16 protein-coding genes, 3 tRNA genes and 1 pseudogene are annotated in these 20,749 nt (G+C 67.4%); 15 read left to right on the top strand and 5 right to left on the bottom strand.

Annotation, left to right across the window (positions count from 1 at the left end; all coding sequences use genetic code 11):
* Window positions 1-105: 105 nt before the first annotated feature.
* A complete protein-coding gene (glnA, locus tag DDZ18_RS06225) occupies window positions 106-1,509 on the bottom strand; it encodes a type I glutamate--ammonia ligase (protein ID WP_109252513.1) in 1,404 nt (467 codons plus the stop codon).
* Window positions 1,510-1,560: 51 nt separating this feature from the next.
* Window positions 1,561-1,899 (bottom strand): P-II family nitrogen regulator, encoded by a 339-nt coding sequence (locus DDZ18_RS06220; RefSeq protein ID WP_109252512.1) that lies wholly within the window; start codon window positions 1,897-1,899, stop codon window positions 1,561-1,563.
* Between the two features lie 137 nt (window positions 1,900-2,036).
* Here DDZ18_RS06220 and DDZ18_RS06215 point away from each other — a divergent pair, with 137 nt between their 5' ends.
* The 3 genes from DDZ18_RS06215 (at window position 2,037) to DDZ18_RS06200 (ending at window position 6,864) form a co-directional block, all read left to right on the top strand.
* Window positions 2,037-3,551, top strand: coding sequence for an NAD(P)H-hydrate dehydratase (locus tag DDZ18_RS06215; protein ID WP_109252511.1), 1,515 nt, complete (start codon window positions 2,037-2,039; stop codon window positions 3,549-3,551).
* A gap of 68 nt (window positions 3,552-3,619) precedes the next feature.
* Entirely contained in the window at window positions 3,620-5,890 is a 2,271-nt protein-coding gene (locus DDZ18_RS06210; protein ID WP_109252510.1) for an NADP-dependent malic enzyme, read from the top strand.
* A 503-nt stretch (window positions 5,891-6,393) separates the two neighbouring features.
* Window positions 6,394-6,864 (top strand): helix-turn-helix transcriptional regulator, encoded by a 471-nt coding sequence (locus DDZ18_RS06200; RefSeq protein ID WP_109252508.1) that lies wholly within the window; start codon window positions 6,394-6,396, stop codon window positions 6,862-6,864.
* 254 nt (window positions 6,865-7,118) lie between these two features.
* Here DDZ18_RS06200 and DDZ18_RS13710 read toward each other — a convergent pair whose 3' ends face one another.
* Both DDZ18_RS13710 and DDZ18_RS14285 read right to left on the bottom strand, forming a co-directional pair.
* A complete protein-coding gene (locus DDZ18_RS13710; protein ID WP_146190618.1) occupies window positions 7,119-7,445 on the bottom strand; it encodes a hypothetical protein in 327 nt (108 codons plus the stop codon).
* A complete protein-coding gene (locus DDZ18_RS14285) occupies window positions 7,390-7,788 on the bottom strand; it encodes a DUF6864 domain-containing function (RefSeq protein ID WP_408631535.1) in 399 nt (132 codons plus the stop codon). The genes DDZ18_RS13710 and DDZ18_RS14285 overlap by 56 nt, the downstream gene beginning before the upstream one ends.
* Before the next feature lie 171 nt (window positions 7,789-7,959).
* Here DDZ18_RS14285 and DDZ18_RS06195 point away from each other — a divergent pair, with 171 nt between their 5' ends.
* Entirely contained in the window at window positions 7,960-8,517 is a 558-nt protein-coding gene (locus tag DDZ18_RS06195) for a hypothetical protein (protein WP_146190617.1), read from the top strand.
* Between the two features lie 215 nt (window positions 8,518-8,732).
* Window positions 8,733-10,130, top strand: coding sequence for an MATE family efflux transporter (locus DDZ18_RS06190; RefSeq protein WP_109252506.1), 1,398 nt, complete (start codon window positions 8,733-8,735; stop codon window positions 10,128-10,130).
* A gap of 3 nt (window positions 10,131-10,133) precedes the next feature.
* Here DDZ18_RS06190 and DDZ18_RS06185 read toward each other — a convergent pair whose 3' ends face one another.
* Window positions 10,134-10,748, bottom strand: a complete 615-nt coding sequence (locus tag DDZ18_RS06185) for a methyltransferase domain-containing protein (protein WP_109252505.1) — start codon at window positions 10,746-10,748, stop codon at window positions 10,134-10,136.
* Window positions 10,749-10,793: 45 nt separating this feature from the next.
* On the opposite strand from DDZ18_RS06185, the gene DDZ18_RS06180 reads away from it, so the two are divergent.
* From DDZ18_RS06180 to DDZ18_RS06135, 10 genes and pseudogenes are all read left to right on the top strand, one after another.
* Window positions 10,794-10,877 (top strand) — tRNA-Leu (locus DDZ18_RS06180).
* 344 nt (window positions 10,878-11,221) lie between these two features.
* Entirely contained in the window at window positions 11,222-12,841 is a 1,620-nt protein-coding gene (tig, locus tag DDZ18_RS06175; protein ID WP_109252504.1) for a trigger factor, read from the top strand.
* A 133-nt stretch (window positions 12,842-12,974) separates the two neighbouring features.
* Complete coding sequence (locus DDZ18_RS06170) at window positions 12,975-13,598, top strand: ATP-dependent Clp protease proteolytic subunit (RefSeq protein ID WP_109252503.1); 624 nt, start codon at window positions 12,975-12,977, stop codon at window positions 13,596-13,598.
* A 233-nt stretch (window positions 13,599-13,831) separates the two neighbouring features.
* Entirely contained in the window at window positions 13,832-15,112 is a 1,281-nt protein-coding gene (gene clpX, locus DDZ18_RS06165) for an ATP-dependent Clp protease ATP-binding subunit ClpX (RefSeq protein ID WP_109252502.1), read from the top strand.
* 202 nt (window positions 15,113-15,314) lie between these two features.
* A complete protein-coding gene (gene lon / locus DDZ18_RS06160; protein ID WP_109252501.1) occupies window positions 15,315-17,717 on the top strand; it encodes an endopeptidase La in 2,403 nt (800 codons plus the stop codon).
* Window positions 17,718-17,976: 259 nt separating this feature from the next.
* The gene (locus tag DDZ18_RS06155; RefSeq protein ID WP_109252500.1) at window positions 17,977-19,149 is read left to right on the top strand and encodes a bifunctional chorismate mutase/prephenate dehydratase; all 1,173 of its coding nucleotides are present in this window, start codon (window positions 17,977-17,979) and stop codon (window positions 19,147-19,149) included.
* A 49-nt stretch (window positions 19,150-19,198) separates the two neighbouring features.
* Window positions 19,199-19,274, top strand: a tRNA-Val gene (locus DDZ18_RS06150).
* A 130-nt stretch (window positions 19,275-19,404) separates the two neighbouring features.
* Window positions 19,405-19,481 (top strand) — tRNA-Asp (locus DDZ18_RS06145).
* Between the two features lie 324 nt (window positions 19,482-19,805).
* The gene (locus tag DDZ18_RS06140) at window positions 19,806-20,171 is read left to right on the top strand and encodes an NADH-quinone oxidoreductase subunit A (protein WP_109252499.1); all 366 of its coding nucleotides are present in this window, start codon (window positions 19,806-19,808) and stop codon (window positions 20,169-20,171) included.
* Window positions 20,141-20,741: pseudogene (locus DDZ18_RS06135) on the top strand (NuoB/complex I 20 kDa subunit family protein). The gene DDZ18_RS06140 and the pseudogene DDZ18_RS06135 overlap by 31 nt, the downstream one beginning before the upstream one ends.
* Window positions 20,742-20,749 lie beyond the last annotated feature (8 nt).

The following is a 20,749-nucleotide window of genomic DNA, read 5'->3' as shown; positions in this document are numbered from 1 at the left end:
GCTTTCTAGCCCATGCGTTCGGGCGCGTCGACCATGAGCGCGAGCCCGGACGCAAACGGGGCCGGTCGCGCGACCGGCCCCGCGGCATGCGCCCGAGCTCGGCGATCAGCTCTTGTAGTAGAGATCGAACTCCACCGGATGGGGATGATGCTCGATCCGCGAGATCTCCTCCATCTTCAGATCGATGTAGGCGTCGATCTGGTCGTCATCCATGACGTTGCCCTTCTTGAGGAAGTCGCGATCGGCGTCGAGCGCCTCCACGGCCTCGCGCAGATTGCGCGCGACGGTCGGGATGTCGGCGAGCTCCTCCGGCGGCAGGTCGTAGAGGTCCTTGTCCATCGGATCGCCCGGATGGATCTGGTTCTCGATGCCGTCGAGACCGGCCATCAACAGTGCGGTGAAGGTGAGATAGGGATTGCCCGCCGGGTCCGGGAAGCGCGCCTCCAGGCGCTTGCCCTTTGGCGAGGGCGAGTGCGGGATGCGGATTGAGGCCGAGCGGTTGCGCGCCGAGTAGGCGAGCAGGACCGGCGCCTCGAAGCCCGGCACCAGGCGCTTGTAGGAGTTCGTCGTCGGGTTCGCGAAGGCGTTGATGGCGCGCGCGTGCTTGATGACGCCGCCGATATAATAGAGGCACATGTCCGAGAGGTCGGCGTACTTGTCGCCGGCGAAGAGCGGCGCGCCGTCCTTCCAGATCGACTGGTGGACGTGCATGCCCGTGCCGTTGTCGTTGTAGACGGGCTTGGGCATGAAGGTCGCGGTCTTGCCGTAGGCGGCGGCGACCTGGTGGACGATGTACTTATAGAGCTGCATGCGGTCGGCCATCGTCGTGAGCGTGGAGAACTTCATGCCCAGCTCGTGCTGCGAAGGCGCGACCTCGTGGTGGTGCTTCTCCGGCTCAAGGCCGAGCTCGGTCATCACCGCGAGCATTTCGCTGCGCATGTCCTGGCCGGAGTCGATCGGGGGAACCGGGAAGTAGCCGCCCTTCGGCCCGGGCCGGTGGCCCAGATTGCCGCCTTCCATCTCGCGCCCGGAATTGTACGGACCTTCCTCGGAATCGAGGCGGTAGCCGGTCTCCTCCTGGCGGGTGTCCCAGCGCACGTCGTCGAAGACGAAGAACTCGGCTTCCGGGCCGAAGAAGGCGGTGTCGCCGACGCCGGACGCGGCGAGATAGGTCTCCGCCTTCTTCGCCGTCGAGCGCGGGTCCCGGCCGTAGGCCTGACCGGTCGAGGGGTCGAGCACGTCGCAGAACACGGACAGCGTGGCCTGCTGGAAAAACGGATCGACATGGGCCAGGTCCGGGTCCGGCTTGAGCGTCATGTCGGACTCGTGGATCGCCTTCCAGCCCTCGATCGAGGAGCCGTCGAACATGACCCCGTCCTCGAAGAAGTCGTCGTCGACCATCGAGCGGTCGAACGTGACGTGCTGCATCTTGCCGCGCGGGTCGGTGAAGCGCAGATCGACGTACTGAATGTCTTCGTCTTTGATTTTCTTCAGGATCTTGTCGGACATGGTTTCCTCGGTGCTGGGCTGGGGAGAAACGGGCGCGGTCGGTCGCGACGCCTAGAGCGCGTCGTCGCCGGTCTCGCCGGTGCGGATGCGGATCGCGGTTTCGACCGGCATGACGAAGATCTTGCCGTCGCCGATCCGTCCGGTCTGGGCGGCGGTCTGGATCGCCTCGAGGGCGGCCTCGACGCGCGCCTCGGGGACCACGAGCTCGACCTTGATCTTGGGCAGGAAGTCGACGACGTACTCCGCGCCGCGATAGAGTTCGGTGTGACCCTTCTGCCGGCCGAAGCCCTTGGCCTCGGTCACGGTGAGCCCCTGCAGGCCGATCTCCTGCAGCGCCTCTTTCACGTCGTCGAGTTTGAACGGTTTGATGACCGCTTCGATTTTCTTCATGGACGCCTCCGTTCGTTCCGGCACGCTATGTCGGGCGACGCGCGAGGCAAGCCGGGCCGGTCGCGGCGACGCGTCGAACCGGTCCGGCGCCTCGGAAACGGGCGCCGATGCACGCGAATGAGGCAACACCTGACGCGATGAGATCGATCCTGACCACCGAGGCGATGGGCGCCGCCGACCGGTTCGCGATCGAATCCGGCCGGTCGGGCGAAGCGCTCATGGAGGCCGCCGGCGCCGGCGCGGCCGACGCGATCCGCGCGCGCTGGGCGCCGCGCCCGACCGCGGTGCTGTGCGGGCCGGGCAATAACGGCGGCGACGGCTTCGTCGTCGCCCGGCGCCTGGCGGAGGCGGGCTGGCCGGTGACGGTGTTCGCCATGAAGCCCGCGGACGCGCTCGCCGGCGACGCCGCGGCCGCCGCGGCGAAGTGGAGCGGGGTGACCCGGCCGCTCGGGGACGCGGCTCCCGACGAATATGGGCTCGTCGTGGACGCGCTCTTCGGGGCGGGCCTGTCGCGCCCGCTCGAGGACGACGCTGCGCGGCTGGCCGACGAAGTCGGAAGATCCGCCGCCGCGGTCGTCGCCATCGACGTGCCGAGCGGGATTCACGGCGACCGGGCGCGCGCCGACGGTGCCGCCTTTCGCGCCGATCTCACGGCGACGTTTCACCAGTTCAAGCCCGCCCATGTGCTCGAGCCTGGCGCGTCGGCCTGCGGGGAGATCGTCCTCGTCGATATCGGCGTGCCCGACGGCTGGCGCGACTCCGTCGAGATCGCCGCCGAGCTGAACGATCCCGGGCTGTGGACCGCGTCCGGGCTGGCGCTCGACCGCGCGACCCACAAGCATCGGCGAGGCCGCCTGTGCGTGCTGTCGGGGCCGGGCGGCGCGACCGGCGCGGCGCGGCTGGCCGCGCAGGCCGGACTGTCGGCGGGGGCGGGCTTCGTCACGCTGCTCTGCCCGGGGTCGGCGCTGCTCGAAGCGGCGGCGGCGAGCCTCGCCGTGGTCACCCGCAAGCTTCCCAAGGACGCCGCGTTCGGCGACGTCCTCGGCGACCACCGGGCCGACGCCGCCGTGCTCGGGCCCGGCGCGGGCGTCGACGAGACGACGCAGGAGCGCGCGCTGTCGGCGCTGGCGAGCGGCGTTCCGCTGGTGCTCGACGCCGACGCGCTCACCGTCTTCGCCGACGCGAGCCACGTCTTCTTCTCCGCGCTGCGCGAGGATTGCGTGCTCACCCCGCACGCCGGCGAGTTCGAGCGGCTCTTTCCCGGCTTGAGCCAGGGCAGCCTCGACAAGATCGAGGCGGCGCGCCGCGCGGCCGCCGAATGCGGCGCCGTCATCGTCTTCAAGGGGCCCGACACCGTCATCGCCGCGCCCGACGGGCGGGTCCGCGTCAACACGCACGCCAGCCCGCGTCTCGCCTCGGCGGGGACCGGCGACGTGCTCGCGGGCATGATCGGCGCGTTCATCGCCCAGGGCGCCGGCGCCTTCGACGCCGCCAGCGCGGCGGTGTGGATCCATGGCGATGCGGGGCGGCGGATGCGGCCCGGCGAAACCGCCGGGGATCTGCTGCGCCGTCTGCCCGAGAGCCTGGCGGCGCTGGCCGCGCGCGTCCGCAGGCAGGCTGCGCTGGATCGCTTGATGCGCGGCCGCCCCTAGTCTTCAAACGTGCGAGCGCGTAAACGCCTTGCGCGACGTCCGCCATCCCTCCACGCGAGACCGCCGACATGTCCGACGACGCCCCGAAGCTTTCGCAGACCGACCAGGACGCGCTCGATTTCCATAGCGCCTGGCCGCCGGGCAAGCTGTCGCTCGCGCCCAGCAAGCCGATGGCGACCCAGCGCGATCTCGCGCTCGCCTATTCGCCGGGCGTCGCCGCGCCGGTGCGCGCGATCGCCGAGGATCCCGACGCGGTCTACGACTACACCTCGAAGGGCAACATGGTCGCGGTGGTGTCCAACGGCACGGCGATCCTGGGGCTCGGCGATCTCGGCCCGGCCGCCTCGAAACCGGTGATGGAAGGCAAGGCGGTGCTGTTCAAGCGCTTCGCCGACATCGACGCCTTCGACGTCGAGGTGAAATACACCGACATCGACCGCTTCGTGGACTGCGTCGCCGGCTTCGGCGACAGCTTCGGCGGGATCAATCTCGAGGACATCAAGTCGCCGGAGTGCTTCGAGATCGAACGCCGCCTGCGCGAGGATCTCGACATCCCCGTCTTCCACGACGACCAGCACGGCACCGCGATCATCGCCGCGGCCGGGCTGATGAACGCGCTGCATCTCACCGGCAAGACCTTCGAGAACGTCAAGGTCGTGCTCATCGGCGCGGGGGCGGCGGGCCTGTCGGTGCTGGAGCTGGTGAAGTCGATGGGCGTCGCCGACGACAACGTCACCATCGTCGACCACAAGGGCGTCGTGCACGCCGGCCGCAACGATCTCCACGAGCGCGTCCGCGGACATGCGCGCGAGACGACGCTGCGCACGCTCGAAGAGGCGATGGTCGACGCCGACGTCATGCTCGGCCTGTCGACCGGCGGGATCGTCACCCGGGAGATGGTCAAGTCGATGGCGCGCGATCCGATCGTTTTCGCCATGGCCAACCCGGTCCCGGAGATCATGCCCGACGCGGTCAAGGAGGTCCGCTCGGATGCGATCATCGCCACCGGCCGGTCTGATTTCCCGAACCAGGTCAATAACGTGCTCGGTTTTCCCTACATCTTCCGCGGGGCGCTGGACGTCCGGGCGCGCACCATCAACGAGGAAATGAAGCTCGCCGCCGCCCGGGCGCTCGCCGATCTCGCCCGCCAGGACGTGCCCGACGAGGTCGGCGCGGCGACGAAGTCGGGCGGGCTGCGCTTCGGCCGCGACTACATCATTCCTTCGCCGTTCGACCCGCGGCTCATCTCCTTCGTGCCGCCCTATGTCGCCAACGCCGCCGTTAAGACCGGCGTGGCGCGCATTCCCGTCGAGGACGAGCACAGCTACCGGCGCACGCTGGCGCGCCGGCTCGACCCGATGGCGGCGCTGCAGCAGCGCGTCACCGACGCCATCAAGGGCGCCGACAAGCGCATCGTCTTCGCCGAGGGCGAGGAGCCCAGCGTCATCCGCGCCGCCTACGCCTTCCAGTCGCAGGGGCTGGGCAAGGCCGTCCTGGTCGCCCGCGAGAAGGCCGCCCGCGAGAACATGCGCGCGCTGGGCCTGCCCGAGGACGAGCTCGAGATCTGGAACGCGCGCCTGTCGGACCGGAATCCCGAGTACACGGATTTCCTCTACGAGCGCCTGCAGCGGAAGGGCTATCTCCGGCGCGACGTCCAGCGGCTGGTCAATAACGACCGCAACGTCTTCTCCGCGTGCATGCTGCGCTTCGGCGACGCCGACGGCATGGTCACCGGCGTCACGCGCCATTTCACCAACACGCTCTCGGACGTCCGCCTCGTGCTCGACGAGGCGCCGGGCGGCCGGCTGATGGGGCTGTCGGTCGCCGTGGCCAAGGGCAAGACTCTGGTCATCGCCGACACCAATGTCGCCGAGTTTCCCGATGCGGCCGCGCTGGCCGACATCGCCGAGGGCGCCGCGCTCGCCGCGCGCCGGATGGGGCTCACCCCCCGCGCGGCCTTCCTGTCGTACTCGAGCTTCGGCAATCCGCCCGGCGACCGGACAGAGAAGATCCAGGCCGCCGTGCGCCTGCTCGACGCCCGGGCGGTGGATTTCGAGTACGAGGGCGAGCTCGCCGCCGACATCGCGCTCGATCCCGACCATCGCGAGATCTACCCGTTCTCGCGGCTGAGCGACTACGCCAACGTGCTGATCATGCCGGCCGTCCACTCGGCCTCGATCGCAACGCGGCTCTTGAAGTCGGCCGGCGGGGCGACCGTGATCGAGGGGCTGCTGGTGGGGCTGGAAAAATCCGTCCAGATCGCCCGGCTGGGCTCCAGCGTTTCGGACATCGTCAATCTCGCGGGCATGGCGAGCTTCGATCTCACGCACCGGCCGTGAGAGTCGATTCCCACCAGGAAGGCCGTTTTTCGACTCCTACCACCACCACCGCGGCGCCGCTTCGCCGCCGTCGCGTCTTCACCTCTGAGAAAGAGCGGGCGGGAGTCTACGACGGCGAGGCGGGGCGGGGAGGAGAGTCCGGCGCCCGCGGCCGGGTTTGCGCCGCCCGGCCATTACACTAGGTTGTGCATGTCTCGCCATTAAGGCGGCATATGTTGACATCTGTTGACAGCGCCTCCATCTTCGAGCCTGCGCGATGAGCGGGCGGCCCCGGCATCCCGACAAGGATATCGAGGCGGCCGTCGCTTACCTGGAAGGGCTCGGCTGGAGATGGCGGAAGGCCGGCGGGAGCGCCCACGCCTGGGGGCGCATGCTCTGTCCCCGGAACGACCGCTCCGGCTGCCAGTGCTCCGTCTGGACCACGCCCCGGAACCCGCGGGCGCATGCGAGAACCTTGCGCCGCTACGGCGACAGGTGCGGGCACGGCCGGGAGGAGGCGGACGATGAAGGCGTTTGAATTTTCCATCGTCGCCTCGGGGCTCGACCCCCGGGCGGACGATTTCGAGGACCGCTTCTTCGAGGCGGGATGCGACGACGCGACGATCGCGTTCGCGCGCGGGGCGATCGTCCTCCACTTCCATCGCGAGGCCGAGAGCCTCTCCGCGGCGATCCGCAGCGCCCGCGCCGACGTGGAGGCGGCCGGCGCGACGGTTCGCCATGTCGAGCCCGACAACCTGGTCAGCCTGACGGAGATCGCCCGGCGCGCCGGGCTCACCCGCTCGGCGACCAGCCTCTACGCCAATGGCGGGCGGGGCAGGGATTTTCCGCCGCCCGTCGCCCGCGTGACGAGCGACGGCGCGCTCTGGGACTGGCGGGAGGTCAGCGCGTGGCTCCATCGGCGCGGCCAGCTCCCGATAGAGGACGTCCGCGCGGCCGCCGCCATCGGCGCCGCCAACGCGGAGCTGAGGGGATAGGGGCTGCGTGTGACGGAGTCCCGCTGCCCCGACGCGCGGTCCTCACCCTGAGGCGCGAGCCCGGACCGGGTCCGGGCGAGCCTCGAAGGCTCGGGCCGCCTTCCCGAAATTTCATCCGTGCATGTAAGGCGCGAGGCGCGGCGGCGCTGTCGTGCGCAATGCCGAGCGCTAGCGTCTTACCTAGCGGCGGACTATTATTTGCCACCGTGCCCCCGGTGAGGGACTTGGGACTTGTTTAGTGGCCGGAACCCCCGTTAACCCGCTGAGCGTCCAAAGATAATTCCTAATCCAAATGTCACTGCGCTAACCAAGCCCGGCACTACCAGACTTTTATCAATCGACATTTCAAAAAACATTGATGCCGCTAGCAGGAACAGCAAAACAATCAATACTATACCAGCAATATTAGTTGGGGCATGATCCTTAGAACCAAACACGCGGCCAATTATACCACGCTCCTGAGCCTTGGCTTCATTCTGTAGGGCTGCTTGTGCGAGGTCCGGCGAATTAGAAAAATCAATTTTATTATTCATCGGCGCCCCCAGTGAAGACGCTGTATAAAATTTGTCTTGCTTCTCCAATTTGATGTACGGACAGCCCTAGTATTATGGAGCTACCATTCAGGGAGCCGACACGAGCAGGGCCAAATACAGTGCCTAGCGTGTTATTAAATTTCTTAAGAACCAGTTCAGCTCTAACATCCGATGTTGGGTCTTTCTTTAATTCAACGCCATGTTCTTCTGCCTCGTCGTCGAACGATACCGTAAAATGTAAACCCTCAGCCTCGGCGCCAATTTGCAAATGAATTGGCGATGACCCACGAATAAGGATGACGCCAGATGACGCTAGCTGGTTGCCCTCAGCGCTGGCTGTGACCTCGGGAGTCCCAACCGGAAAGGGTAAATCTGAATCAATGAACGCCATAGCGTTCAGATTGCACGGTGAGGGCGCAGAACGCTAGTCTTCGTCTTCGCCCTTGCTGCCCTTCAGGCTGTGCGGCCTCGGTGGGTCTCCAGCATTCGCTTCAGGACGCGGTCCCGGATGCAATGCGCTTCCTTCTCTGAACGCTCCTTGGCGACCTCTGCCGGTGATGACATGTCCAGCACCTCACTTACCGAAGACGAAAAAACAATTGCGGCCGATGCGAGCAACTATGGCGTCGCACTGGAACGGGACCAAGATTATGCCGCCGCCGTCGGAATAGTCATAAGTCTGTTCGCCATGGTGGAAGGATACCCGCCCATGATCCTTGATCGCCTTGGTGTAATGGATGAAGCTGACGCGCTGGCCTCGTTGGGCGTATTCCGCTCCTTTTCAAACCGCATCGAAATGCTTGACGAGCTTAGGAAGCGTCGCGACCCGCAAACCATCGAGCACGCCTGCCTCAGTTACTACAAGGGGCTTCTAACCGAGGCGAATAGTATTCGTAACAAATACGCTCATGCGAAATACGGGATCGCCAAAGACCATTTCGTCCTATATACGTTCTCCGGCGACCACAATCGCCAGCCCGTTCGCATCGCACAAACGATTGATGACTTCGCATCCGATAAGAACAGGCTGAAGCGCATCATTTGCGAGCTTCACGCATTTTGCGCACGCGGCGCAATTTCCTCTGGATTGGACAAGCAGCTTTCTCAACTATCGCCGTGACTTACGATTATCTAAATGTGTCAGCGTGCTGCGCGTAGGCAGCCTCTGCACCCGCCTCCACCATTTCAGGCGTGACCTGGACCTCAGCGCTCACCTGTCGCTCCGTCATTCCCAAATCGATCTCGCCCCGCCTTCCCGAAATTTCATCTCCGCGCGCATGGCACGCGGGGCGCGCGCGGATTATGTAGGAGCCCGGCTTTGAGGAGGCGCGGCCCATGGCGCGCAGCTCGCGGGACCTGACGCAGGGCCCGGTCTTCGGTCACATCCTGAGGCTCGTCGTCCCGATGTCGTTCGGCATCGTGGCGATGATGGCCGTCGGCGTGGTCGACGCCTACTGGGTGGGCAAGCTCGGCACCGCCGAGCAGGCCGCCGTGCAGTTCGTCTTCCCGGTCTCGATGGCGGTGATGAGCATCTCCATCGGGCTCGGCGCGGGCGCGGTCTCGGTGGTCTCGCGGGCCGCCGGCCGCGGCGATCACGGCCGCACCGCGCGGCTCGCCACCGACGCGATCGCGCTGGCCTTCATCGTCGTGCTGGCGACCTCCATCCTCGGCATCGCCGTCATCGACCCGCTGTTCACGATGCTGGGCGCGACCGAGGCGATGATGCCCCACGTCCGCGACTTCATGACGATCTGGTTCGCCGGCATCGTCTTCATCGTCGGCCCGATGATCGCGAGCAATCTGCTGCGCGCGCTCGGCGACGCCATCATTCCCTCCGCGATCATGATCCTGGCCGCGGTGCTGAACATGGGCCTCGACCCGCTCATGATCTTCGGCTGGGGGCCGGTCCCCGCGCTCGGCGTGCAGGGCGCGGCCGCGGCGACGCTCATCTCGAACCTCGTGGTGTTCGTGATCTCGATGGCGATCCTGGTGTTCCGGGAGAAGCTGATCGATCTCACCTGGCCGGGCTGGGACGAGCTTTTCTGGAACTGGCGCGAGATCGCCCGCGTCGGCCTGCCGGCCTCGGGTTCGAACATGATCAACCCGATCTCGATGAGCATCGCCTTCGCCGCCATGGCGCGCTTCGGCGAGGCCGCCGTCGGCGGGCTCGGCGTGGCGATGCGCGTGGAGGCCTTCGCCATCATCCCGCTGTTCGCGCTGTCGGCCTCGATCGGGCCGGTGGCGGGCCAGAACGGCGGGGCCGGCCACACCGACCGCGTGCGCGAGGCGTTCGCGCGCTCCTTCATGTTCTGCGCGGGCTGGAGTCTCGCGCTCGCCGTCGTGCTGTTCTTCCTGGGCGGCTGGCTGTCGGGCCTGTTCCTGCCGTCGGCGGAGGGCCGGGCCGTGGCGGCCTTCTACTGGACCATCGTGCCCTTCACGGTGATGGGCTACGGCATCGCCATGGCCGCGAGCGCCGGCTTCAACGGGCTCGGCCGGCCGATCTACGGCATCGCGATCAACATCTTCCGCGGCTTCGTGCTGATGGCGCCGCTGACCTGGGTGATCGGCTCGGCGCTGGGCTCGGACGGCGTGGTCTACGGCATCGCCGCGGCCAACCTGATCACCGCCGTGCTGGCCGTCCTGTTCGTGCTGCGGGTCGCGCCGCTGACCGCCCACGAGGGCAAGGCCCGTCCCGCCAAGGCCGCCAAGCCGGGCGGCGCCGCGGCGGAGTAGGTCTCAGCGCCGGACGAGCACGGCGGCCAGTTCGCGCAGGTCGGCGAGGTCGGGATGCGGCACCTCGGGAAACTCGCCGTCCGGCCAGTCCCAGCGATCGGCCGAAAACAGGGCGCCCATGTCTTCCATGTCGCAGCCATAGGGCGGTCCGCCGCGCTCTTTCTTCTGCATGAACAGGGCGAGGAGCTTCCCGCCGGCACGGAGCTGTTCGTACGCGGCGCGCTCGTAGTCGGCGCGCAGCGTCGGCGAGATCGCGCACAGGAAGGTCTGCTCGTAATAGAGATCGAAGGGCGTCTCCGGCCGCCAGGCGAGCCCGTCGGCCTCGACGAATTCGGCCGTCAGCCCCGCGGCCTCGAACTGCGCGCGCTGCCAGGCCAGCGCCGTGGGCGCGACGTCGAGGCAGGTGACCTTCAGGCCCAACTTAGCAAACGCCAGCGGCTCGGGGCTGCGCCCGCAGCCGGGCAGGAAGACGCTCGCCCCGGCGGGGAACAGGCCGGCGTCGCGCCACATCTCGAAGGCCGGGTGAAGGCGCTTTCGCTCCCAGGGCGCGTGGTCGTCGCGGAAGCGCTGCTCCCAGTCGACGCCCGTGCGGCCCTCCTCGCGTTCGGTTTCGGCCATCGGCGGTTTCCTCCGTTCCCCCCGGACGATACACATAAGGCGCTTGCGGCTGTGGCGGAACTGGTAGACGCGCGTGGTTTAGGTCCACGTTCCTTTGGAGTGGGGGTTCGAGTCCCTCCAGCCGCACCAGCCTTCGCTCGCTTGCGCGAGCTTCGGCGAGGCAAGCCAATGCATTCCAATCGAGCGAAGGCTGTCTCGCCGTAGCCTCGGCGAAGGCGGACCGTTCGATCCGGCGAAGGCGGGCGGCGTTTCCCGGCCGGCGCTTCGGCGCGCGCCCCGTGCCCCGCCCGACACGGCCCGCACATTGTCCCGCCGCCCGGCGTTGCGTCCCCGGAATCGCCGTGACATAACGCCCGCTCGTTTCCGACCCTGCGGGCGCGAAGCGCGAGCGCGCGACGGCTCGCCTGTCCGGGTTTTTCCGAGATTACGCCGCCCGCCGGTCGGCGCGCTGAAGAAGACAGGGCCTCGCCACGATGAACGTTCAGGAGAAATCCGCCGAAGGGCTCTCGCGCACCTTCGAGGTGGTCTTTCCCGCCGCCGAGCTGGAAGAGAAGCTCAACGCGAAGATCGAGGAGATCCGCCCCGAGGTCCGCCTGAAGGGCTTCCGTCCGGGCAAGGTGCCCGCCAGCCACATCCGCAAGATGTTCGGCTCCTCGATCATGGGCGACATCCTCCAGGAGCTGGTGCCCGAGACGACGCAGAGCGTGCTCGACGAGCGCAATCTGCGCCCGGCCGGCCAGCCCGAGGTCGACGTGAAGTCGGACGCCGACGACGTCATCGCCAAGGGACAGGACTTCGCCTTCGAGGTCCGCGTCGAGGTGATGCCCGAGATCGAGGCGATCGATCCCGCCAAGCTGAAGCTGACCAAGCCGGTCGCGCCGGTCTCCGACGACCAGCTCGACGAGACGCTCGAGCGCCTGGCCAGGGAGAGCCGCGGCTACGCCGACAAAGGCGCCAAGGCCAAGGCCGAGGACGGCGACGTCGTCGTTGTCGATTTCGTCGGCAAAATCGACGGCGAGGCCTTCGAGGGCGGCTCCGCCAACGATTCGCGCGTCGCGATCGGCGAGGGCGCCTTCATCCCGGGCTTCGAGGAGCAGCTCAAGGGCGCCAAGGCCGGCGACGAGATCGAGATCAAGGTGGCCTTCCCCGAGGACTACGGCGTGCCGACTCTGGCGGGCAAGGACGCCGTGTTCGAGACCAAGGTGAAGGCCGTCGAGGCGCCGCAGGAGTCGAAGATCGACGATTCGCTCGCCGAGCGGCTGGGCCTGTCCGATCTCGAGGCGCTCAAGGAGGCGATCCGTTCCAGCCTCAAGCAGGAGCACGACCAGGCCTCGCGCATGAAGGTCAAGCGCGCCCTGCTCGACGAGCTCGACAACGCCCACAAGGACATCGAGCTGCCCGCGCGCATGGTCGAAAGCGAGTTCGACGCGATCTGGCGCGAGGTCTCCGCGGCCAAGGAGGCCGGCGAGCTGGACGAGGAAGACGCCGCCAAGTCCGACGACGAGCTCAAGGCCGAGTATCGCGAGATCGCCGAGCGCCGCGTGCGGCTGGGCCTGATCCTCGCCGAGATCGGCCAGAAGGCGAACGTCCAGGTCGGCCAGGAAGAGCTCGCCCGCGCGGTGAACCAGGAAGCGATGAAGTATCCCGGCCGCGAGCGCGAGGTCGTCGACTACTTCCAGAACAATCCCGGCGCGGTGCAGTCGCTGCGCGCGCCGATCTACGAGGAGAAGGTCGTCGACTACGTCCTCGAGCTCGCCGAGGTGAGCGAGAAGGAAGTCGATCGCGAGACGCTGTTCGCCGACGAGGACGAGGAAGCCCCGGCCGAGAAGAAGCCGGCCAAGAAGAAGGCCTCGACCAAGAAGGCGCCGGCGAAGAAGACCGCCGCCAAGAAGACCGAATCGAAGGCCGCCGGCGAGAAGAAGACCGCGTCGAAATCGACCGCCAAGAAGGCCCCGGCCAAGAAGGCGGCGTCGTCGAAGTCGGCGTCGGCCAGCAAGTCGACCGCCAAGACGGCGTCGAAATCGACGGCCTCGAAGTCGAAGACGACCGCCAAGAAGGCGCCCGCCAAGAAGACCGCCGCGAAGAAGTCCTGATCCGGGACGGGGCGCTGCGCCGGACGCAGGCGGTCTGCTTGCGCGCCGGCGCGCCCCTTGCCACATTCGCGCCGGAATCGAAGCGATACAGCCGCCGGCGTCCGCCGGCGGACCGCCCCCAGAGGAGCCGGAGATGAACGATCCGCACGACACGATGATGCAGCTCGTGCCGATGGTGGTCGAGCAGACCAGCCGCGGCGAGCGCGCGTTCGACATCTACTCGCGCCTGCTCAAGGAGCGGATCATCTTCGTGACCGGGCCGATCGAGGACCACATGTCGAGCCTGCTGGTCGCCCAGCTGCTCTACCTGGAAAGCGAGAACCCGAAGAAAGAGATCGCGATGTACATCAACTCGCCGGGCGGCGTGGTGACGTCCGGTCTCGCGATCTACGACACCATGCAGTACGTGCGCTGCCCGGTGGCGACGGCGTGCATCGGCATGGCCGCGTCGATGGGCTCGATGCTGCTGGCGGCCGGCGAGCCGGGCATGCGATTCGCCACGCCCAACGCGCGGGTGATGATGCACCAGCCCTCGGGCGGGTTCCGCGGCACGGCCGCCGACATCGAGCGCCACGGCGAGGACATTCTCAAGATGAAGCGCCGGATGTACGACATCTACGTCAAGCACACCGGCCAGGACTACGAGACCGTCGAACGCTCGCTCGATCGCGATTTCTTCATGGACGCCGACGAGGCGAAATCCTTCGGCCTCATCGATCAGGTCTACGAGAAACGCGGCGGCGAGGAGGCCGAATAGGCCCGCCGCGACCCCGCTTTTCTGCAACGACGAAGACCGGCGAACTGCGCGGCGAGCAGCGTCTGCTGCTTGATCATGCGCGCGAGCGTGTGATCGAATGACTTCAGCTTGGCAACGTTTCGCTAAGTTCCGGCCTTGATCTTGCAGCCAGGAAGACTCACCTGGCGCGGGCCGGACCGCGGCGAGACAGCGGGCGGAGCGCGCGCAATAGCGCCGGACGGACTGGAGCGAGCATGACCAAGGCGACCAATGGCGACGGGAAGAGCACCCTTTACTGCTCCTTCTGTGGCAAGAGCCAGCACGAGGTCCGCAAGCTGATCGCCGGCCCGACGGTGTTCATCTGCGATGAATGCGTCGAGCTGTGCATGGACATCATCCGCGAGGAGAACAAATCCTCGCTGGTGAAATCCAAGGAAGGCGTCCCGACGCCGAACGAGATCTACGAGGTCCTGCAGGACTACGTGATCGGCCAGCAGCACGCCAAGCGCGTGCTCTCGGTGGCGGTGCACAACCACTACAAGCGCCTCAACCACGCCAGCGCCAATTCCGACGTCGAGCTGTCGAAGTCGAACATCCTGCTGATCGGCCCGACGGGCTGCGGCAAGACGCTGCTCGCCCAGACGCTGGCGCGCATCCTCGACGTGCCGTTCACGATGGCCGACGCCACGACGCTCACCGAGGCGGGCTATGTCGGCGAGGACGTCGAGAACATCGTGCTGAAGCTGCTGCAGGCCGCCGACTACAATGTCGAGCGCGCCCAGCGCGGCATCGTCTATATCGACGAGATCGACAAGATCTCGCGCAAGTCGGACAATCCCTCGATCACCCGCGACGTGTCGGGCGAGGGCGTCCAGCAGGCGCTCCTGAAGATCATGGAGGGCACGGTCGCCTCGGTGCCGCCGCAGGGCGGGCGCAAGCATCCCCAGCAGGAATTCCTGCAGGTGGACACGACCAATATCCTGTTCATCGTCGGCGGCGCCTTCGCCGGGCTGGAGAAGATCATCTCGCAGCGCGGCAAGGGCAGCGCGGTCGGCTTCGGCGCCGAGGTGCGCGATCCCGACGAGCGCCGCCAGGGCGAGGTCCTGCGCGGCGTCGAGCCCGACGATCTCCAGCGCTTCGGCCTGATCCCCGAATTCGTCGGCCGTCTGCCGGTCGTCGCCACGCTCGAGGATCTCGACGAGGGCGCTCTGGTGCAGATCCTGACCGAGCCCAAGAACGCGCTGGTCAAGCAGTATCAGCGCCTGTTCGAGATGGAGGGCGCGGGCCTGTCCTTCACCGAGGACGCGCTGTCGGCCATCGCCCAGAAGGCGATCGCGCGGCGCACCGGCGCGCGCGGCCTGCGCTCGATCATGGAGGGCATCCTGCTCGAGACCATGTTCGAGCTGCCCGGTCTCGAGGGGGTCGAGGAGGTCGTCGTCAACGCCGAGGTCGTCAACGGCGACGCCAAGCCGCTCTACATCTACGCCGAACGGCCCAAGAAGAGCGAAGAGGCCGCCTCCGGCAAGGGCGCCTGAGCCGCTCTCGGCGACTTCACGTCCTCAGGGATGCGGCGAAACGCGGCCGCGCGCTTGAACGCGCGGCTGCGCGCCTCCACTTGTTAGCCTGACCGAACAGGGCGACGCTTTGAGCGTCCGCTCTGCTGGATTCGCCGGCGCCGCAGAGCGGGCCGGCCGTCCCCGGGCCGCGTCCGGCCGGGGACGAAGAAGGAGAATTCGAATGACCGACACCAAGACGCTGCCGCTTCTGCCCTTGCGCGACATCGTCGTCTTTCCGCACATGATCGTGCCGCTCTTCGTCGGCCGCGAGAAGTCCGTGCGCGCCCTCGAGGAGGTGATGCGCGCCGACAAGCAGATCCTTCTGGCGACCCAGAAGAGCGCCGCCGACGACGACCCGAAGCCCGACGCCATCTACAAGACCGGCGTTCTGGCCTCCGTGCTCCAGCTGCTCAAGCTGCCCGACGGCACGGTCAAGGTGCTCGTCGAGGGCGGCCGCCGGGCGCGCGTGCAGCGCTTCCTCGACAACGAGGCCTATTTCGAGGCCGAGGCCGCCCTGATCGACGAGATCGAGGGCGAGCCGTCGGAGGCCGAGGCGCTGATGCGCGCCGCCGCCGAGAAGTTCGAGGAATACGTCAAGCTCAACAAGAAGGTCCCGCCGGAGACCCTGTCCGCGGTCGGCGAGATCACCGAGCCCGCGAAGATGGCCGACACGATCGCGGGCCATCTCGCCGTCAAGCTCACCGACAAGCAGGACCTGCTCGCCAACCCGGATGTCGGCCAGCGCCTGGAGAAGGTGTTCGGCCTGATGGAGGGCGAGATCTCGGTTCTCCAAGTGGAGAAGAAGATCCGCTCGCGCGTGAAGCGTCAGATGGAGAAGACGCAGCGCGAGTACTACCTCAACGAACAGATGAAGGCGATCCAGCGCGAGCTGGGCGAGACCGACGAGGGCCGCGAGGAGCTCGCCGAGCTGGAGGAGCGCGTCGAGAAGACGAAGCTCTCCAAGGAGGCGCGCGCCAAGGCCGACGCCGAGCTGAAGAAGCTCAAGCAGATGAGCCCGATGTCGGCCGAAGCCACCGTCGTGCGCAATTATCTCGACTGGCTGCTGTCGATCCCGTGGAACAAGCGCAAGCGGGTCAAGAACGACCTTGCGAAGGCCGAGGAAGTCCTCGAGCGCGACCATTACGGCCTGGAGAAGGTCAAGGAGCGCATCCTCGAGCACCTGGCCGTGCAGTCGCGCACCAAGAAGATCAAGGGCCCGATCCTGTGCCTGGTCGGCCCGCCGGGCGTGGGCAAGACCTCGCTCGGCCGCTCGATCGCCGAAGCCACCGGGCGCGAGTTCATCCGCATGTCGCTGGGCGGCGTGCGCGACGAGGCCGAGATCCGCGGCCATCGCCGGACCTATATCGGCTCGATGCCCGGCAAGGTCATCCAGTCGATGAAGAAGGCGAAGTACTCCAACCCGCTCTTCCTGCTCGACGAGATCGACAAGCTCGGGATGGACTATCGCGGCGACCCGGCCTCGGCGCTGCTTGAGGTGCTCGACCCTGAGCAGAACGCGAACTTCTCCGACCACTATCTGGAGGTCGATTACGACCTCTCCGATGTGATGTTCATCACCACGGCGAACACGTTGAACATGCCCCAGCCGCTGCTGGACCGCATGGAGGTGATCCGCATCGCCGGCTACACCGAGGACGAGAAGGTCGAGATCGCCAAGCGCCACCTTCTTCCCAAGCAGGTGAAGAACCACGCGCTCAAGGAAGGCGAGTGGGAGCTCACCGAGAAGGGCCTCCGGGACGTCATCCGCTACTACACCCGCGAGAGCGGCGTGCGGAACTTGGAGCGCGAGATCGCGCGGCTGGCCCGCAAGGCGGTCCGCGAACTCGAGAGCGGCGACACGACCTCGATCAAGGTCACGCCGGACAATCTCGGCGATTATCTCGGCGTCCGGAAATTCCGCTTCGGCGAGACCGAGGAGGAGGACAAGACCGGCCTGGTGACCGGCCTGGCCTGGACCGAGGTCGGCGGCGACCTCTTGTCGGTCGAGGCGGTGAAGATGCCCGGCCGCGGCCGCATGACCGTGACCGGCAATCTCCGCGACGTGATGAAGGAGTCGATCTCCGCGGCGAACTCGTTCGTGCAGTCGCGCGCCCCTTCGCTTGGCGTGAAGCCGACCGTGTTCCGCACGACCGACATCCACGTCCACGTGCCCGAGGGCGCCACGCCCAAGGACGGCCCGTCCGCCGGCGTGGCGATGATCACCGCGATCGTCTCCGTGCTCACCGGCGTGCCGGTGCGCAAGGACGTGGCGATGACCGGCGAGATCACGCTGCGCGGCCGGGTGCTGCCGATCGGCGGCCTGAAGGAGAAGCTGCTCGCCGCGCTGCGCGGCGGGGTGAAGACCGTGCTGATCCCGCAGGAGAACGAGAAGGACCTCGCCGAGGTGCCCGACAACGTCAAGAAGGGCCTGGAGATCATCCCGGTCGAGGCCGTCGACCAGGTGCTCGAGCACGCGCTCACCCGCAAGGTCGAGCCCGTCGAGTGGACCGAGGCCGACGAGGAGGCGCTCGCCGCGCTTCCCCCGGCCGAGCCCGCCTCGGGCGGAGAAGTCCGCGCGCACTAGCGGCGCCGGCTCGCATTCGATCCATGGAAAGGCCGCCCGGAGACGGGCGGCCTTTTTCCGGTTCGGGCGGGGTGATTGACGTTCTCCGCAGGCCCGCGCATCCTTCGCCCATGAACACGACCGCGCGCAGCTTTTTCTTCGGCTATTTCTTCATCCGCCCCGCGGGGGTCGGCTGAAGTCTGCGCGCGCGAAAGGCGGACAGATCTCCAGACGGCCCCCGGGATCCCCGGGGGCCGTTTCTCGTTTCGGAGGAGGCGACATGGCGGATGGAACGGACACCGAGCGCGAAACGCTGCGCGCCGCGATCGACGAGGCGGACGCCCGCCTCTTGAAGCTGATCGCGGAGCGGCGCCGGCTGAGCGAGACGCTGGGCGCGCTGAAGGCCGGGCGCGGCGACTTGGTGCGCGACGAGGGGCGCGAACGCGCCGTGCTCGACCGCGCGGTCGGGCTGGCGGCCGACGAAGGGCTGGATGCGGCCTTCGCCGAGCGCCTGTTCAAGCTGATCATCGACGATTCCCTGCGCCGCCAGCGCGCCGGTCTCGACGCGCGGGCCGCCGACCGGGCGCTGAGCGAGGCGCGCGTGGCCTATCTCGGCGGTCCGGGCAGCTACAGCCACTTCGCCGCCCACGCCCATTTCGCCGGGCGCTATTCCGGGGTCGAGCCCGTGATCAAGCGCGACTTCGCGGGCATCTTCGCCGCCGTCGAGGCCGGCGAGGCCGATTACGGCTTCCTGCCGATCGAGAACACCACCACGGGCGGCATCGTCGAGGTCTACGACCTGATGCGCGACACCGCGCTCAAGATCGCCGGCGAGCATCACTACAAGGTCGAGCACTGCCTGGTCGGCATGGCCAGCGACGCCGGCGCGGTCCGCACTGTCTACGGCCATCCCCAGGCGCTGCGCCAGGCGCAGCATTTCCTGGCGCGTCATCCCGAGCTCAAGCCCGTTCCGGTCTCCTCGTCGACGCGCGCGCTCGAGCGCGCCATGGACGAGGGCGCCGAGATCGCCGCGGTGGCGGGCGCGGACGCGGCGCGCCTGTTCGGGCTCAACGTGATCGAGCCCGACATCTCCGATCATCCGGAGAACTACACGCGATTCGTGGCGCTCGCCCGCGATCCGGAGCCGGCGAGCCCGCTGCTGCCGTGCAAGACCTCGATCGTGTTCGTGACCTCCAACGCCGCCGGCTCGCTCGTCGATGCGCTCGACGGCTTCCGCGCCCACGAGGTCAATCTCACCAAGCTCGAAAGCCGGCCGATCGCGGGCGCGCCGTTCGAGCAGATGTTCTTCCTCGACCTGGAGGGGCATGAGGACCACGAACCGGTCGCCGCGGCGCTCGACGCGCTGGGTCTTCATGCGAAGAGCCTGAGGAGCTTCGGCTCCTATGGCTCGGATCGGCTGAAGCCGGTGGACCGGACGACGGGAGACGAGTGATCGATTGCCGAGTCGCGCCGTCTCGGCGATAACGCGGCCGGCGAGGGAAGGGCGGTTAGCTCAGCTGGAAGAGCAACTGGTTTACACCCAGTAGGTCGGCGGTTCGATCCCGTCACCGCCCACCATCCTTCGCGGCGAAGCGGTTCCCGGAGACGCTCTGCGAATACGCGCCCAAACCCGCTTGACCGCCGGAGGGCGCGGCTTTAGGTAACGCCTCTCGCCGCGCCCGCGCGTGTCGGCGAGACCCCGGAATGTGCGGGTGTAGCTCAGTTGGTTAGAGCGCTGGCCTGTCACGCCAGAGGTCGCGGGTTCGAGTCCCGTCACTCGCGCCATTCCAGTTCGAAAGGCCGCCGGTCCCGGCGGCCTTTTCGCGTTCCGGACCCCGCCCGGTCAGTATTCGAGCGCGCGGAATCTCGCGCCGCCGCGGCGCTGCGTTGTCCGCAATTGAGAACTATTCGCAGCTCATTCGAACCCGCTGCAGTGATCGCCCGCGAAGGCGGCGGTTTCGTCTTGCGGCGCATGACGCGTCGCACTAGCTTCCGCCCCGAATTCGACCGGGACGCCGGCGCGGACCCCCTGGGTGCGCGCTCTCGCCGCGTCGCCGGGCGCGTTACGCGCTCCATATCTCCGGTCGCGACAGGAAGGCCCGTGTGCGGATGAACGCGCTTCTGCTCGAATACCTGCCGATCGTCATCTTCCTGGGAATCGCCGGCGCCCTGGGGCTCGCCTTCGTGCTGGCGGCCTTCGTGCTGGCGCCGTCCGATCCCGACCCCGAGAAGGTGTCGACCTACGAGTGCGGCTTCAACGCCTTCGACGACGCGCGGATGAAGTTCGACGTGCGCTTCTACCTGGTCGCCATCCTGTTCATCATCTTCGACCTCGAGGTGGCCTTCCTGTTCCCGTGGATCTTCCCGGTGTTCGACGGAAACCTGTTCGCACTGTGGTCGATGATGATCTTCCTCGGCGTGCTGACCGTTGGATTCCTGTACGAATGGCGCAAGGGCGCGCTGGAATGGGAGTGATCGCCGATGACTGACGCGACCGTCCCCGCCGGAGGCGCCGCACGCGCGGCGACCCCGGGCTACGACCCGAAGAAGCACGATCCGTTCTTCGACGGCGTCTCGGACAAGCTCGCCGACAAGGGCTTTATCGTCGCGCGCGCCGACGATCTCATCACCTGGGCGCGCACCGGCTCGCTGATGTGGATGACGTTCGGGCTGGCCTGCTGCGCCGTGGAGATGATGCAGGCCTCGATGCCGCGCTACGACATCGAGCGCCTGGGCGCCGCGCCGCGCGGCTCGCCCCGCCAGTCCGACGTGATGATCGTGGCGGGCACGCTCACCAACAAGATGGCGCCCGCGCTCCGCAAGGTCTACGACCAGATGCCCGAGCCGCGCTACGTCATCTCGATGGGGTCGTGCGCCAACGGCGGCGGGTACTACCACTATTCCTACGCGGTGACGCGCGGCTGCGACCGGATCGTGCCCGTCGACATCTACGTGCCCGGCTGTCCGCCGACCGCCGAGGCGCTGGTCTACGGCATCCTCCAGCTCCAGAAGAAGATCCGCCGCGAGGGCTCGATCGAGCGCTAGGCGAAACG

Origin of the sequence: Marinicauda salina (assembly GCF_003122085.1) — a bacterium.
In the GTDB taxonomy this organism is placed as follows: domain Bacteria; phylum Pseudomonadota; class Alphaproteobacteria; order Caulobacterales; family Maricaulaceae; genus Maricicauda_A; species Maricicauda_A salina.
The sequence above is the reverse complement of the archived record's forward strand: the minus strand, read 5'-3'. Positions and strand labels throughout refer to the sequence as shown.

Coding starts and splice junctions, on each gene's coding strand:
- glnA (WP_109252513.1), bottom strand. CDS start 1,509: ATGTCCGACAAGATCCTGAAGAAAATCAAAGACGAAGACATTCAGTAC.
- DDZ18_RS06220 (WP_109252512.1), bottom strand. CDS start 1,899: ATGAAGAAAATCGAAGCGGTCATCAAACCGTTCAAACTCGACGACGTG.
- DDZ18_RS06215 (WP_109252511.1), top strand. CDS start 2,037: ATGAGATCGATCCTGACCACCGAGGCGATGGGCGCCGCCGACCGGTTC.
- DDZ18_RS06210 (WP_109252510.1), top strand. CDS start 3,620: ATGTCCGACGACGCCCCGAAGCTTTCGCAGACCGACCAGGACGCGCTC.
- DDZ18_RS06200 (WP_109252508.1), top strand. CDS start 6,394: ATGAAGGCGTTTGAATTTTCCATCGTCGCCTCGGGGCTCGACCCCCGG.
- DDZ18_RS14285 (WP_408631535.1), bottom strand. CDS start 7,788: ATGGCGTTCATTGATTCAGATTTACCCTTTCCGGTTGGGACTCCCGAG.
- DDZ18_RS06195 (WP_146190617.1), top strand. CDS start 7,960: ATGTCCAGCACCTCACTTACCGAAGACGAAAAAACAATTGCGGCCGAT.
- DDZ18_RS06190 (WP_109252506.1), top strand. CDS start 8,733: ATGGCGCGCAGCTCGCGGGACCTGACGCAGGGCCCGGTCTTCGGTCAC.
- DDZ18_RS06185 (WP_109252505.1), bottom strand. CDS start 10,748: ATGGCCGAAACCGAACGCGAGGAGGGCCGCACGGGCGTCGACTGGGAG.
- tig (WP_109252504.1), top strand. CDS start 11,222: ATGAACGTTCAGGAGAAATCCGCCGAAGGGCTCTCGCGCACCTTCGAG.
- DDZ18_RS06170 (WP_109252503.1), top strand. CDS start 12,975: ATGAACGATCCGCACGACACGATGATGCAGCTCGTGCCGATGGTGGTC.
- clpX (WP_109252502.1), top strand. CDS start 13,832: ATGACCAAGGCGACCAATGGCGACGGGAAGAGCACCCTTTACTGCTCC.
- lon (WP_109252501.1), top strand. CDS start 15,315: ATGACCGACACCAAGACGCTGCCGCTTCTGCCCTTGCGCGACATCGTC.
- DDZ18_RS06155 (WP_109252500.1), top strand. CDS start 17,977: ATGGCGGATGGAACGGACACCGAGCGCGAAACGCTGCGCGCCGCGATC.
- DDZ18_RS06140 (WP_109252499.1), top strand. CDS start 19,806: ATGAACGCGCTTCTGCTCGAATACCTGCCGATCGTCATCTTCCTGGGA.